At 37.6% G+C, this 14,605-nt stretch carries 15 protein-coding genes; 3 read left to right on the top strand and 12 right to left on the bottom strand.

Features of this window, described 5'->3' with window-relative positions; translation table 11 throughout:
- Positions 1-6: 6 nt before the first annotated feature.
- From murD to RV15_RS03315, 7 genes are all read right to left on the bottom strand, one after another.
- Positions 7-1,377, bottom strand: coding sequence for a UDP-N-acetylmuramoyl-L-alanine--D-glutamate ligase (gene murD / locus RV15_RS03345; RefSeq protein ID WP_071876634.1), 1,371 nt, complete (start codon positions 1,375-1,377; stop codon positions 7-9).
- A 275-nt stretch (positions 1,378-1,652) separates the two neighbouring features.
- Positions 1,653-2,618, bottom strand: a complete 966-nt coding sequence (gene mraY, locus RV15_RS03340) for a phospho-N-acetylmuramoyl-pentapeptide-transferase (protein WP_071876633.1) — start codon at positions 2,616-2,618, stop codon at positions 1,653-1,655.
- A gap of 45 nt (positions 2,619-2,663) precedes the next feature.
- Positions 2,664-4,544 carry a peptidoglycan D,D-transpeptidase FtsI family protein gene (locus tag RV15_RS03335; protein WP_071876632.1) on the bottom strand — a complete coding sequence of 627 codons (1,881 nt, stop codon included), beginning with the start codon at positions 4,542-4,544 and terminating at the stop codon, positions 2,664-2,666.
- Positions 4,545-4,946 (bottom strand): cell division protein FtsL, encoded by a 402-nt coding sequence (ftsL, locus tag RV15_RS03330; protein ID WP_071876631.1) that lies wholly within the window; start codon positions 4,944-4,946, stop codon positions 4,545-4,547.
- Between the two features lie 16 nt (positions 4,947-4,962).
- Positions 4,963-5,922 (bottom strand): 16S rRNA (cytosine(1402)-N(4))-methyltransferase RsmH, encoded by a 960-nt coding sequence (gene rsmH / locus RV15_RS03325; protein ID WP_071876630.1) that lies wholly within the window; start codon positions 5,920-5,922, stop codon positions 4,963-4,965.
- A 13-nt stretch (positions 5,923-5,935) separates the two neighbouring features.
- Complete coding sequence (gene mraZ, locus RV15_RS03320; RefSeq protein ID WP_010762855.1) at positions 5,936-6,367, bottom strand: division/cell wall cluster transcriptional repressor MraZ; 432 nt, start codon at positions 6,365-6,367, stop codon at positions 5,936-5,938.
- A 281-nt stretch (positions 6,368-6,648) separates the two neighbouring features.
- Positions 6,649-7,020, bottom strand: coding sequence for a DUF3397 domain-containing protein (locus RV15_RS03315; RefSeq protein ID WP_071876629.1), 372 nt, complete (start codon positions 7,018-7,020; stop codon positions 6,649-6,651).
- Between the two features lie 181 nt (positions 7,021-7,201).
- Between RV15_RS03315 and RV15_RS03310 the strand changes: the two genes are divergently transcribed.
- Together RV15_RS03310 and RV15_RS03305 are read left to right on the top strand one after the other, a co-directional pair.
- On the top strand, positions 7,202-8,158 hold the full coding sequence (locus RV15_RS03310) for a magnesium transporter CorA family protein (protein WP_071876628.1): 957 nt from the start codon (positions 7,202-7,204) through the stop codon (positions 8,156-8,158).
- 72 nt (positions 8,159-8,230) lie between these two features.
- Complete coding sequence (locus RV15_RS03305) at positions 8,231-8,344, top strand: DUF4044 domain-containing protein (protein ID WP_029948310.1); 114 nt, start codon at positions 8,231-8,233, stop codon at positions 8,342-8,344.
- A gap of 240 nt (positions 8,345-8,584) precedes the next feature.
- On the opposite strand, the gene recN is transcribed toward RV15_RS03305, so the two are convergent.
- Both recN and RV15_RS03295 read right to left on the bottom strand, forming a co-directional pair.
- On the bottom strand, positions 8,585-10,285 hold the full coding sequence (recN, locus tag RV15_RS03300; RefSeq protein WP_071876627.1) for a DNA repair protein RecN: 1,701 nt from the start codon (positions 10,283-10,285) through the stop codon (positions 8,585-8,587).
- Positions 10,286-10,302: 17 nt separating this feature from the next.
- Positions 10,303-10,752, bottom strand: coding sequence for an arginine repressor (locus RV15_RS03295; protein ID WP_071876626.1), 450 nt, complete (start codon positions 10,750-10,752; stop codon positions 10,303-10,305).
- Between the two features lie 313 nt (positions 10,753-11,065).
- Between RV15_RS03295 and RV15_RS03290 the strand changes: the two genes are divergently transcribed.
- The gene (locus RV15_RS03290) at positions 11,066-12,586 is read left to right on the top strand and encodes an NAD-dependent epimerase/dehydratase family protein (RefSeq protein WP_071876625.1); all 1,521 of its coding nucleotides are present in this window, start codon (positions 11,066-11,068) and stop codon (positions 12,584-12,586) included.
- A 56-nt stretch (positions 12,587-12,642) separates the two neighbouring features.
- Here RV15_RS03290 and RV15_RS03285 read toward each other — a convergent pair whose 3' ends face one another.
- The 3 genes from RV15_RS03285 to RV15_RS03275 are packed head-to-tail and all read right to left on the bottom strand — an operon-like array spanning position 12,643 to position 14,601.
- Positions 12,643-13,458 (bottom strand): TlyA family RNA methyltransferase, encoded by an 816-nt coding sequence (locus RV15_RS03285; RefSeq protein ID WP_071876624.1) that lies wholly within the window; start codon positions 13,456-13,458, stop codon positions 12,643-12,645.
- A gap of 16 nt (positions 13,459-13,474) precedes the next feature.
- Positions 13,475-14,362 carry a polyprenyl synthetase family protein gene (locus RV15_RS03280; protein ID WP_071876623.1) on the bottom strand — a complete coding sequence of 296 codons (888 nt, stop codon included), beginning with the start codon at positions 14,360-14,362 and terminating at the stop codon, positions 13,475-13,477.
- Positions 14,362-14,601, bottom strand: coding sequence for an exodeoxyribonuclease VII small subunit (locus RV15_RS03275; RefSeq protein ID WP_071876622.1), 240 nt, complete (start codon positions 14,599-14,601; stop codon positions 14,362-14,364). Before RV15_RS03275 ends, RV15_RS03280 begins: the two co-directional genes overlap by 1 nt.
- Positions 14,602-14,605 lie beyond the last annotated feature (4 nt).

Here is a 14,605-nt window from a genome sequence, read left to right as displayed (position 1 = left end):
ATTCTCTCACTTTTCTATGTCTTTTAGCTGGTGCATCGCTTGTATGAAGGCTTCTCCACGTAGTTCAAAATTAGGATATTGATCCCAACTAGCGCAGGCAGGCGATAATAGAATAGTATCATTTTTTTCAGAAAAATCATAGGCATCCCTTACGGCAGTCTGGACATTTTCTGTCAATTGTATGTTCTTGATACCCGCTTCGATCGCTGCTTTGTGCAACTTATCTTTTGTCTCACCAAAAAGAATAATTGCTTTGATCCCTCTTAGTGATGGGATTAACTCATCAAAACTATTGCCTCGGTCTAAACCGCCAGCTAATAAGATAAGTGAAGAGTGATCAAACCCACTTAAAGCCATTTCAGTGGCTAAAATATTGGTTGCTTTGGAATCATTATAAAACTTTCGTCCAGCAGTTTCGCCCACATATTGTGTGCGGTGTGGTACTCCAGTGAAAATCATCAATGTCTGTCTGATCACTTCAGTTTGGGTCCCTTTTAATTTAGCTACAGCAATTGCGGCTAAAGCATTCTCAATATTATGACTGCCTGGTACTCCTAGCTCTGCTGCTGACATAATGTACTCATCTTTATAGTATAATTTTTCTTCTAAAAGATACGCTCCCGCAACTTTTTCTCTTGTTGAAAAAGGAATAATTGTAGCTTTCGTTGTTTTGCTTAATTCTTGTAGTTCTGGTTGGTTCCAATTCAGCACGAGAAAGTCATTTTTCTGCATATTCTCTTGCACTGACCACTTAGCTTTTACATATTCTTCTCTTGAGCCATGATAATCCAAATGTGCTTCATAAATATTCGTGATAACTGCTATTTGAGGATGGAAGGTTTTAATTCCCATCAATTGAAAGCTGGACAGCTCCATGACGATATCATCTTCAGCTTTCGCTTTTTCAGCGACTTCACTAGCAGGATAACCAATATTTCCTGCTAAACGAGCAGTGCCCGTTTTACGATCAGCATTTAACAGCAGTCCGATCATTGTTGTCGTCGTTGTTTTGCCATTCGTTCCGGTAATTCCAATAATTGGACATTCCGCAATTTGATAGGCTAATTCAACTTCTGTCAAGACAGGCAATTTCATGCTTAGTGCTTTTTCTACTAACGGATTTGTATATGGAATCCCTGGATTTTTTACAATCAGAGAAAAGTCTTCATCTAACAGTTCAATCGGGTGACTACCTGTAACAACACGAATACCCAAGGTTAATAAATCTTGGGCTTCCGGATTTTGATCAAATTGTTTAAAGTCATTAACCGTAACTAATGCTCCTAGCTCATGCAGCAACCTTGCAGCACTAACACCACTTCTCGCCAGCCCAAGAACAAGGACTTTTTTATTTTCATAATCTGTAATTTTATTCATTATAATTTCCCCTTATCTTTAGAAAAGCTGAAAGAAGCGGTTAGTCTTGTAGAAAATTAGGAATCTGAAATTGGAACGCTTTTTGTTCCAGTTGAAGATTATCTATTTTCCTAAGAATTGCTTCTTGATGCTGGACACAATAGAAAAGCTGAAAGAAGCGGTTAACTCTGTAGAAAGTTAGGAATTTTGAGGTGAAACGTTTTTCGCTCCAGTTCGAAATTATCTACTTTCCTAAAGACGCTTCTTGATGGGACCCTAGTTAGTTTTCAATCGCTTTAAAGTACGATCCACAGTGTAATAGCCGAACAGATAGCCCCTGTTAGCCAAAAGACAATATCGATTTTCCATTCAGACCAGCCACACATTTCAAAGTGGTGATGGATTGGTGACATTTTAAAAATTCGTTTACCGAACAATTTAAATGAAGTAACTTGCAAAATAACACTGGCTGTCTCACAGACATAAACAAGTCCTATCAGCAGTAATGTCCATTCTTGACGTAAGATGATTGAAATAGCTGCCAACAAACCGCCTAAGGCAAGTGAGCCAACATCTCCCATAAAAATTTTAGCCGGTTTTTTATTATAAGGAAAGAACCCTAATAGACCACCGATCACACTTAAACAAATGATCACTACATCAAATTGCTGTTGTTTCCAAGCAATGATTGCATAGGTTCCAAAGGAAATCGTCCCTAACCCTGCTACTAATCCATCGATTCCATCAGTCAAATTCACTGCATTTGAAAAACCAACTAACCAAAAAATAACAAATACACCATAAAAAATTCCTAAAGGTAATGTCACAATACCAAAAAAATCTAGCGTATCTGGCAAACCTTCAGAATGATAAACAAAATAAAATACTAAGCCGCCAATGATTTGACCAATTAATTTTTGACGGGAGTTTAAACCCATATTTCTCTTTTTAAATACTTTGATAAAATCATCTAAAAAACCTAACAATCCATAAAGAACTAAGATGAACAAAATAATCAGTAAAGAAGGAGTGAGTTCTTGTTTCCATAACCCTACTAATAATGACGTGATAAAACTTGCAACTAAAAATACTAAGCCGCCCATCGTTGGCGTTCCTGTTTTTACATTATGCCAAGTTGGACCATCTTCGCGCGTTGTTTGTCCTTGTTTCTTCATTTGAAAATAACCGATAAACATCGGCATCACTGCCACTGTTATAGCAAAACTACATACTATGGGAATAAAAATTTGTGTCCACTCCATGATATCTCTCCTAATTATTCAACTCGTATTGATTTACTTTTTCATTTATTTGGCTGGTTCTACTGTTGCATTGGACTCACTGTCCGTTGACTCCATCACCACTTGCATCAATGGATTAGCAATTCTAGCAAGTGCCTCTCTTGTATATGTTTGAGGTTTTTTCATTGTAAGATACAAAATATATTCTGGATTATCAGCTGGCACCATTTCTACGACAGAATAGGTGTAATCCGTTAAACCAGCCATATAACCATTTTCTCCAGTAATTTGTGCTGTTCCTGTTTTAGCCGCTACATGATAGCCAGGTACTTTGTATACATCATACGCAATACCATAATTAGGATCTTCTACTGTGTCAATCATGTATGTTCGAATATCGCTTGCTGCTTGTGGCGTTATTACTGGTTGTCCAACTTTTTCAGGTTGGGTTACTTTTTCTTCACCAGTATTTTTATCAATGATTTTGCTGATATAATGTGGTTTCAACATTGATCCGTCATTTGCAATTGCTGTATAAGCCTGCATCATTTGAAAGTTCGTTACAGAAACAGCTTGTCCAAATGATGACATTGCCAAATCAACCCAGTTATCTTCTGGTAGCTCACCACTAGATTCTCCTGCCAAATCCGAATTTGTAGATTTTCCAAAACCAAATTTTTCTAAATAACTTTTCCAAACTTGACCAGTAGGGTCCATAGCCTGCTCTAGCGTAAGCATTCCGACATTACTAGACCAAGAAATTGCCTGACGAAATGTTAAAGGTCCAACTCCTCCGTAATCATGATCATTTACCACTCGATCATCTAACGGATAGCCTCCAGCTGGATAAGCAAACGTTGCATTAGGATTGAATTTCCCTTCTTGTATTGCGGCAGCTGCGGTGAATAGTTTCATAGTAGAACCTGGTTCAAATTTGTCTTCTACTAATATATTACGCCAGACTGTATCTTTCCCTAAGCCTTCTTTTGTTTCAGGATTAAAGGATGGGCGTTGAGACATTGCAAGTATTTCACCAGTCTTTGCTTTCATCAGCATCGCCGTCATGTCTTCCGGCTTGTATTCTTCAACAACGGGATCTAACAACGATTCTAGCTGACTTTGTATGCGACTATCTATTGTCGTATAGATATCTTTACCGTCAACAGCTTGTTTTTCATTCGCAACTGTCCCTGGCAATGGATTTCCGTAAACATCTTTTTCATAATCAATCTTGCCATCTTGACCTTTTAAAAGGTCATTGTAAGATTTTTCAATACCCATTTTCCCTACTAAACCTTTTGAATCATCCTCTGCATCAGCAGAGTCAGTATAGCCGATAAAGTGGGAAGCAAAGACACCATTTGGATAGATTCTTGCTGGATGTCCTTCAAAATAAAGTCCTGCAACTTTATTTTTCTTTAAGTCATCTTCAATTTTTTGCCTTGTTTCTAAAGTAATATTTTTCCCTTTAGTCCCAAACTCGACTTGAAACTTAACTGTACCATCTTCATTTACACCATCATTCAAATATTTTAGTACTTCATCTTTAGATAATTCTGTATTTCTATCTAATATTTCTGCTAATGTTTGAAAATCTTTTTTCTGTGCATAAAGTTTTTTATTTTCTTCACCTAAATAGGTTTCAGACAAAATAGCATAAACAGAATAGGATGTAGCATCCTCTGCAATCACTACTCCATTACGGTCTAGAATAGCTCCTCTTTTTGCCTTGACCACACTACTCCCTTGATAAAGAGCAGCTGTTTTGTCTGGTAAAGAGACGCCTGCGACTTTTCCTACAGCCACTATGTACGTTAATCTAAAAGCAAATAAAAAGAACAATCCAATACTCGTAGCAAATAAAATAATGCCTACTTTTTTACGATTGTTCATTGGATTTAAGTTCTTCTTTTTGACAAAATTCTTTATTTTATTTTTTGTGCTCATCTACTTCACTCTCTTTATATTTTCAATGTTATCAGATAGACCCTTACTTTTTGCAACTTCTTTGATACGGTCTGCTTTTGATAATTCATTTTTTTGTTGTTCTAATTTCAGTGCCGATTCTTCTTTTTCTTGAATCGCCGTTTGTGCTTCAGTGATTTCATTTGTCATTTGTGTAATAGAAGTACGTACTTGAATGGTGAGAATAGCTATTCCAATAATCGCCACTAACAATAAAAAGCCGATCGTCTTTTCTAAAAGCGAGATATTTCTCAACTTCCTTTTTGGAGATTGGGGTAAGTTAACATTTTTTTGAACTTTAGGTTCATTTTCATGGCCAATAACTGGTTCATCCATTACTGGAATATCGTATTGAAAATCTTCGACTTTTTTTAACTCAGCCATGTCGTTACCCCTTTCTTTATAAGTTTAGTTTGACTTTTTCGGCAATTCTTAATTTAGCACTTCGTGAGCGATTATTCTCAGCCAATTCAGTCTCACCTGGTAAAATCGGCTTTCTAGTAATTACTTTTAATTCTGGTTGAAATTCTTCTGGCACTACTGGCAGACCAGGAGGCAAATCCTGTATACTGCTATATTCTTTAAACATGCTTTTAACAATTCGATCTTCTAAAGAATGAAATGTGATCACACTGATCCGACCGTTTTTGTTCAATAAAGCAATTGCTTGTTCTAATGATTCTTCCACAACTCCAAGTTCGTCATTTACAGCGATTCGAATGGCTTGGAAAATCCGCTTTGCCGGATGCCCACCCTTACGTCTAGCTGGCGCTGGAATTGCTGATTTAATGATTTCTACTAATTCACCAGTTGTCTCAATTGGTGCTTTTGCGCGTACACGCTCGATTTCTCTCGCCACTTGTTTGGAGAATTTCTCTTCACCATAACGGAAAAAAATCTTCACCAACTCGTGATAACTGTAGTTATTAACCACATCGTAAGCTGATAATTCTGCCTCTTGATCCATCCGCATATCCAGCGGTGCATCTTGGTGATAACTAAATCCACGCTCAGCTTCATCTAGCTGAGGAGAAGAAACACCTAAGTCATATAAAATACCATCGACATGATAAATCTCCTGATTAGCCAATTCTTGTTTTAAATGTCGAAAATTCGACTTGATAAAGGTCACCATGCCTCGATCAACATATTTTTTTAATCGTTGAGCTGCAAAATCCAATGCTTTTTGGTCTTGATCGAACGCGTATAAATGTCCTTGCTCACTTAATTGTGAGAGTAGGTACTCACTATGACCTGCGCCGCCTAATGTGCAATCGACATAGATGCCATCTTCTTTCACATGTAAGCCGTCAACTGTCTCTTTTAATAAAACAGTATAATGCTGAAATTTCTCTGTCATAATGCTCCTCTTTCTAAAAACCAAAATCAATCATTGTTTCTGCAATTTCGTCAAAATTTTCTTCAGCTTCTGTAGAAAATTCTTGCCAGCGGGCTTCATCCCAAATCTCGATTCGATTTGAAACACCGATGATCACACAAGCTTTTTCCAAACTACCATGCGTTCTCAAAGCAGCAGGAATATTGATCCTACCTTGCTTATCAATTTCACATTCTGTAGCAGCTGAATAAAAAAAACGGACAAATGTACGGGCATCCTTCTTAGCTAAGGGCATTTCTTTCAGCTTTTCTTCCAGCTGTTCCCATTCGGACATTGGATATCCAAATAAACAGCCATCCATTCCCCTAGTCACCACAAATTTCTCACCTAATTGGTCACGAAATTTAGCGGGGACGATAAGTCGGCCTTTGGCGTCAATATTATGTTGAAACTCACCCATAAACATCGCCAATTCCCCCTACTTTTCCACTTGATAAAAATAGTCTACCACATCCCACCACTTTCTACCACCAAAAACAGTGAAACTTCCTCCTTTTAATGGTTATTTAAAAAGTTTGTAATATTTCAACGTGTAGACCAATTTCAAAAAAAAGCGGTATCAATACCTATATAATGGATTTTATAACGAATTTTCCAACTGATTTCCATCCTGAATTTCTCATAAAAATATTACAAACAAAAAGGGTGGGGAGAAGTGGGGAGATTTCTACCGCAACCATTTTGATTCTATGAAAAATAATGAACAATATTTAACAAAATAAGAACGCCATATAAAACTAGGCTGAAAAGAAAGACTAATCGCCAAAACATTTTGAAATATCTACCATACAGAATCTCACCGTAATAGTACGCTTGAAAAACAGCTACACAGATACCCAATAATAATACTGAGATAACCATATAAGGAACAATCGATTGTCCATAACTATCTTTTGACAACTCATTTAATCCTATAAATAAAAATGGGATCGAGATATCCGGTGCTTTCACTTTAAAGCGCTCTGTCAATGAGAACGTTGAAATAATAAAATTACACGCAAATAAAACGATAACAGGAAAAACATACCAAAAAAGCATAATGACTGAAAACGACACCATTTCCTAACAATTCCTTTCGTGACACACTTTATTAACTATACTTTATTTTCTTTACACACATGTTTCATTTCGTTTAAATGTTCATGCCTAAATAATACTAAACTAAAAGAGCTTTCTTTCCCCAAAAACCGCCAACTCTATTATAATAAAGTGAAGTCATTTTATAAAAAGAGGTGGTATTTTGATCAATTATTTAAAGATAGAAAATAGTCAGCTGGTTTCTTCCCAAACAGATACAGCTGAAACGGTCTGGCTCGCTGTAGAAAAGCCGACTGAAGAAGAGATCAACCAATTAGTTGCAACTTATAAACTCCCTAAAGATTATATCACAGGTGTACTAGATGATAACGAAAATTCTCGTTTTGAAGGACTACACCAGAATACGTTAGAGGAACCGGCACTGATGCTGCTTCAATATCCCCATGCCACGATCAGCCCTAGCGGATATACTCAGATGGATACATTTCCTTTTGCTATCATTCTAACGACTGACGGCAAGGTGATCACTGTAATCAATAATTCAGCCGATTTTTTAAAACAAACCTTTACTACTCCTGTCCCTGATAGCGAATTACCAATTCAAGAAACACTGATTTTATACTTATCATGGCAAATATCGACTTGTTATAATCGCTTTTTAAAAGAATTGATCAAGCAGACGAATAAACTAGAAGGTGAATTAAAAGTTTCAACTGAAAACAGTCAACTTTACCAAATGATGGATATTCAAAAAAGCTTAGTCTATTTTGAATCTGCTATAAATTCTAATTTAGAGGTCTTAAATATGCTCTACAATGCCAGAATATTTACAGATCCTAGAGCTCATTTACCACGGCTCCATGACATTCTAGTTGAAACAAAACAAGCGGCAACCACGACGAAGATCCAGCTAAAACTTGTAGATAAAGTGAGCGATACTTTTTCAGCAATTGTTTCTAATAACCTGAATAACGTCATGAAAATTTTAACTTCTTTAACGATCGTCTTAACCATTCCAACAATCATCGGCGGCATCTTTGGTATGAATGTAAAATTACCGTTTGCTAACCGGGAAGATGCCTTTTTTTGGATCTTTATTGTGACAACTGCAACATGTATTATTGTGATTCGACGGCTAAAAAAACGAAACCTTTTGTAAAATTTCTAGTTGCTGATTCTAACAAAACGATGTAAAATGGAGAAAGTAAAGAATAAGGATGTGTACTAATCAATGAACAATAAAAAGACAAGCACTTTCTCAAAAGTCACTAAAGTCGTTGTTTGGTTGATGTTAATTGCCATTGCCGGCTCAACAATATTGACAGCTATAATGAGTTTAAGATAGTCGATGATTTTAAATTTGAACAACAGAATTTGGATGCTTGTTTAGCGAAACTTTGCTGAGTTAGCATCTAAATTCTGTTTTTTAACAGCAAGATTTTGTAAATCATTGTATCATTTTTTTTAATTTCTCCTATTTACGCTCAAGTAAAGAGCATGAATAAAAACGCAAAGACCGTTTTGTTCATGCTCTAAAATGTTATCTTTTTTTGGTTTATCCTCTCAAAACTTCAGTAGTAATAACTCAACTTAAATGCCCATTACGCTCATTTCCAGCCATATTCAACAGCTCTTTTGCATGTTCAATTGTCAGCTTAGTAATCTCACTACCTGAAAGCATCCGGGCGATTTCTGCCACTCGTTCCTCTTGATTCAATTTTCTTACCTTCGTTTCTGTCCGTTCACCAATAATTTCTTTTTCAATGAAGTATTGATAATCAGCTACAGCTGCAACTTGCGGCAGATGAGTGATACATAATACCTGGGAATTTTCAGAAATCTGATAGATTTTATCCGCAATCGCTTGTGCTACTCGGCCACTGACACCAGTATCGACTTCATCAAAAACAATACTGGTGATGCCTTGTGATTTAGAAAAAATTGTTTTCAACGCTAACATAACACGAGATAGTTCTCCGCCCGAAGCAACTCTTACTAATGGCTTCAGTGGTTCTCCTGGATTCGTCGTAATATAAAACTCAACTTGATCTAAACCATCTTCCGTAAACTGTCCATCAGGCAATGCAGTGAAACGAATATCGAATACTGTTCTTTCCATATATAACTCTTTTAATTCTTTTAAAATATTTTTTTCTAGTTTTTTTGCAATTTTTTTCCGAATCTCCCGCAATTTTAAGCCTGCTTCTATCACTTGGTTTTTCTTTTCTACCAAGAGTGTTTCAAGCTCACCCGTCCGTCCTTCCAGAAAATCGGCATCGGCCAATTCCTGTGTGATTTCCTGAGAATAAGCTAATATAGAGTCAATTGAGTCCCCATATTTTCTTCTCATTTGACGGATTAATTCGAGTCTATTTTCTACTTCGTTCAAGCGATTTTCGTCTAACTCTAAGCTGTCGATATGTCGAGACAGATCACCACTTGCTTCTTGTAAAAGATAATAGCTATTTTGAACCGCTTCAGATATTGCTTTATACTCTGGATCAAGCATTTCGATCGACAACAGCTCATTCATCGCATAACCAATTTTGTCTAAGCTACTATCTCCATCTCCATTGACTGCTTCATAGCTTGCTGCTAGAGCATCGGCAATCTTCTGGAAATTCCCTAATTTATTTCGCTCTTCTATTAATTGTTCTTCTTCCCCTAAAACCAGTTCAGCCGCAGCAATTTCATCACTTTGAAACTGCAGCATATCCATGCGTTGCGCAAATTCTTTTTCGTTTTTCTGTCTGTTTCTAACTTTGCCTTCAATCATGCGGTATTCTGCATAAATGCCTTCATATTGCTCTTTTATCTTAAGTAACTCTTTGCCGCCAAAGTCATCAAGCATCCCTAAATGTTTTTCACTTTGCATCAATTCTTGATGTTCATTCTGGCCATGGATATCAACTAAAAACTCACCGACTTTTCGTAAATTGGCAATATTGATGATTCTGCCGTTCACTCGACAAACATTCTTACCCGATGTGGAAATATCCCGCTGAATCACAATTGATTCATCGTCTGTTTCAATCCCCAATTCTTCCAAAAGCTTAACCAACTCTTGACTTTTAGGCATTGTAAAGAGCCCTTCTAACGTACACTTAGAAGCTCCTTGACGAATATAATCACTTGATCCTCGACCACCTGTCAATAGCCCCATTGCATCGATAATAATTGATTTACCTGCACCAGTTTCGCCAGTTAAAACGGTCATTCCCATTTGAAATTCTAATTGTAAAGAGGAAATAATCGCAAAATTCTTTACAGAAAGTTCCTGCAGCATTTCTACTCACCTCGATTTTATAAATATCGGAAAAATTCATTTTTTAAATATTCAGCATCTTTTTCTGTTCTAGCAATGATCAGGACACTATCATCATCATTGATTGCTGCAAAAACAATGTCCTTGTACTGTTTCTCTATAAGATTAGCCGCGGCCGCAGCGTTGCCTGGTATAGTATGCAAAATCACGTGTTTTTCCATTTGATCGACCGAAACGAAAGCATCTTTCAGTAATTTTTCTAATTTTAATGATGTATCTTCCTTCGTTTCTGCAGGAACACTATAGCGGTAACCACCATCTATAGACGGTACCTTGATTAGTTTCATTTCTTTAATATCACGAGAAATCGTTGCTTGAGTGACTTCTATCCCTCTTTCTTGTAAGTAGGTGACAAAATCTTCTTGTTTTTGGATATTTTTATCAGCTAATAAACGAGTAATCAGACGATGCCGATCTTTTTTTCTCATAATATTTTACTCCTTTTCCTAATGGTCCGTTATCCGTTAGCTCGATTCGACTGTGCTTCTTAGAATAAAGGTACTCCTTTTTGATTCATTTCCATTTTATCATAGCGTATTTTTATTCATTTTAAAAGCGTAAAAGCTAAGAAACCCTCTAGATAAACAATTCTTTACACCATAGATCACAAATCTAAGCCAATAACAGGGAAAATACGAGGATACCCACTTCATTCTTTAATGAATTACATTCACTAGACTATTGCTAACACTCGAAAAAAGCGCTAACATTAAAATTAACCAAAGAAAGGAAGAGAATATTATGAAGAAAAAAAGAGTGTTTGTTACAGGAACTACCGGCACAATGGGCGGCGCAACAATGAAACAGCTTTTACATCGATCTGAACGCTTTCATGTTGTCACCCTTGCAAGAGATTCAGAGAAAAACCGACTCTTCATGCAACAATTTGCAAATGAACCAAATTTAGAAGTCCACTGGGGCGATTTGGTGAATTACGACGATGTTCTAGACTGCGTAGCTGACTGCGATTATGTTGTTCATTGTGCAGCCTTTGTTTCACCAGCAGCTGATCGTTATCCTGCTGAAGCAATGAAGATCAATTACGGTGGGACTCTAAATCTGATTAAAGCGATTTTGGCACAACCAAATAAAGATGAAATCAAATTAATCAACATTGGTACAGTAGCAGAAACAGGAGACCGGACAGCGCCTATTCATTGGGGCCGAATTGGTGATCCTTTAAAGCCGAGTGTGCATGATTATTACGCAGTTTCTAAAATCGCCGCTGAGCGAGCAGTTATTGAATCCGGCATCAAACATTGGGTATCTTTGCGTCAAACAGGAATCATGTCGATCAAAGAATTCAGTTTAAATGAAGGGATCGCTTTTCATCAACCATTAAATAATGTCCTTGAGTGGGTCACAGATCATGACTCTGGTGTTCTTTGTGCAAACGCTTGTGAAGACTGGGTCGACGCTGACTTTTGGGGGCATATTTATAACATCGGCGGTGGTGAAGAATGTCGGAATACAAACTATGAACTGATGTCAGCAATGATGAAAGAAATCGGGGTTGAACAGTTTAAAGAGATTTGTGAGCCAAATTGGTATGCCACACATAACTTTCACGGCCAATGGTATTTGGACTCAGATAAATTAAACGATTTTCTCCATTTCCGTTCTCAAACAACCAAAGACTTTGTTCGTTACTATGGTAAAGTGATGCGTGAACAAGCTGCCCAGCAAACACCTGTTGATGCACCTGCCATGACTAGTCAACAAATTGCTGCAATGATCAAGCAAAGCAACGAACAAGTTGCACTGACAGATACAGGAACCTTGCACTGGCTTATTCATAATCAAGATGAGCAATTGAATCCTTTCTTTATCTCAAAGGAACACTGGGCTAAAATTCCCGGCTGGGACCGTTTCATTCTTTATCGCCCAGAAGGAGATCCTATCCTACTTGATCATGGCTATGATGAATCAAAACCTGAGACAGAACTTTCCCTTGATGATGTACAGCAAGCAGCACAATTCAGAGGGGGTGCTTGCCTTTCAGAAACAATGAAGACAGGTGATTGGTCAACTAAATTAGCATTCACTTGTCACTGTGGTCATCACTTTTCGGCTAGCCCGCGTTTGATTTTAGAAGCCGGTCACTGGTGTGATAAATGCGAAAGAACTAGCTGGAACTATCATGAATTGGCAAAATATAGTCCGTTTTTTGCTCAAGTCTGGTATCCTCTTCATGAAAAAGATGAAGAAGGTCACACGTACAAAAAACACGTAAAAGACACTGATATAACAACACGAGCATAATTAGTAGAAAAAACGCTTTGGCTATTGAGTGTTCACAGCCAGAGCGTTTTTTCTATTTATTTTTTTAATTGTTGATGTGCTGTTGCCACAGTTTCGTCTATATTTACTGTCTCTTCAACAATTCCTTCACCTTCTGTCGCAGTCAAGTAAGCTAAAAATTCAATATTTCCTTCTCCGCCAGTAATAGGGGAATAATCTAACCCACTGACTGAATACCCATGTGCTTGCGCAAAGGAAAGAATTTCATTTAATACAAACACGTGCGTCTCAGGTTCACGAACGATCCCTTTTTTACCAACCAACTCTTTCCCAGCTTCAAATTGGGGTTTGATCAACGCAACCACTTTACCACCAGGCTTCAAGATTTTGTGCAGTGGCGGTAAAATCAATTTAAGCGAGATAAAGGAAACATCGATCGTCGCGATATCTGGTACTCCTTCATGAAAATCTTCTGGTGTACTGTAACGAAAATTAGTTCGTTCCATCACAACGACTCGTTCATCCTGACGAATTTTCCACGCTAGTTGATTATAACCAACATCTAGCGCATAGCTTAATCGCGCACCATTTTGTAAAGCCACGTCTGTAAAACCACCAGTGGAAGAGCCGATATCCAACATCGTTTTCCCCGTCACATCTAGTTTAAATACAGCTAGGGCTTTTTCCAGTTTCAATCCACCGCGAGAAACATACTGTAGGGTTTGACCTTTTACCTGAAGCGGTGTCTCAATCAAAATCTTCTCACCTGGCTTATCCAAGCGTTCATTTTTATCATTATAAACGAGCCCTGCCATCACTGCGCGTTTGGCTTTTTCTCTTGTTTCAAATAATCCTTGAGTAAACGCTAAAATATCTACGCGCTCTTTTTTCATAAGTGCCTTCTTTCTATCATAACTGCAATTGTTTTAAAAAATCTTGTAGCAGTTCCAAATGAAATTCACTGCTTGTTTGTTTCAAAGTCTCTAAGGTTTGAAATCCTAAAGTCAGTTGCTCATTCAGTGCAGCTTTTGCCCCCTCTAAACCAAGCAAACCTGGATAAGTACTTTTATTTAAGGCTTCATCTCGGCCAACTTTTTTCCCAAGTTCTGCTTCGGAACTAGTGGCATCCAATAAATCATCCTTAATCTGAAAAGCTAAACCCAAATGTTGGGCAAACATCCCTAATAAGTCAACGACTTCTGCTGGCTGATCTGCTAAAATGCCACCAGCCAACAGAGCAAACTCAATCAAAGCACCTGTTTTCTTTTCATGAACATCTGCTAATTCAGTCAATGACAATGCTCGTGCTTCCCCCTGCAGATCACCGGCTTGTCCAGCAACCATTCCCTGTATGCCAGAAGCCTTACTCAATAGCTGAATCAACAAGATCTTTTGATGCATCTCGATTTGACTAATTGCTATTAATTGAAAAGCAGCAGTCAGCAGGCCATCTCCAGCCAAAATTGCGTGCGCCTCACCAAATACTTTGTGGTTTGTCGGCTTACCACGACGCAAATCATCATCATCCATTGCTGGTAGATCATCATGAATTAATGAATACGTATGAATCATTTCTAACGCTGCCGCGACTTGATAATCGCAAGTCTGAGCTTCTTTATTAAATGACCGAATAGTCGCTAGGACTAGCAACGGTCGAAATCTTTTACCGCCAGCATGGATCGAGTATAACATGGCCTCTTTTAATTGATTATTTGTCGTGTGGTCATTGATGAAAGATTCCATTTCTTTTTCAATGAGCGGTAAACTTTGCTCACGAAAATCAGCGAAAGTTTCCATCAATTCCCCTCACTTTCTTCAAAAGTGACTTCCTCATTATTTTCTGTCATAACTTTTGTTAATGTCTTTTCAGCTTTTTCCAGTGTATCTTGACACTGTTTACTTAAAGCCATCCCTTCTTGAAAAGCAGCTAGCGCTTCTTCTAAAGGTACATCTCCGCGTTCTAAACGCTGAACGATTTCTTCTAATTCAGTTAATGATTCTTCAAATGTTTTTTCGACTGCTTTTTCTTTGGCCATCTTT

The organism is Enterococcus silesiacus (assembly GCF_001886225.1).
In the GTDB taxonomy this organism is placed as follows: Bacteria; Bacillota; Bacilli; order Lactobacillales; family Enterococcaceae; genus Enterococcus_L; species Enterococcus_L silesiacus.
Note: the sequence above shows the minus strand (reverse complement) of the source record. Positions and strands in the feature narration are given on the sequence as shown.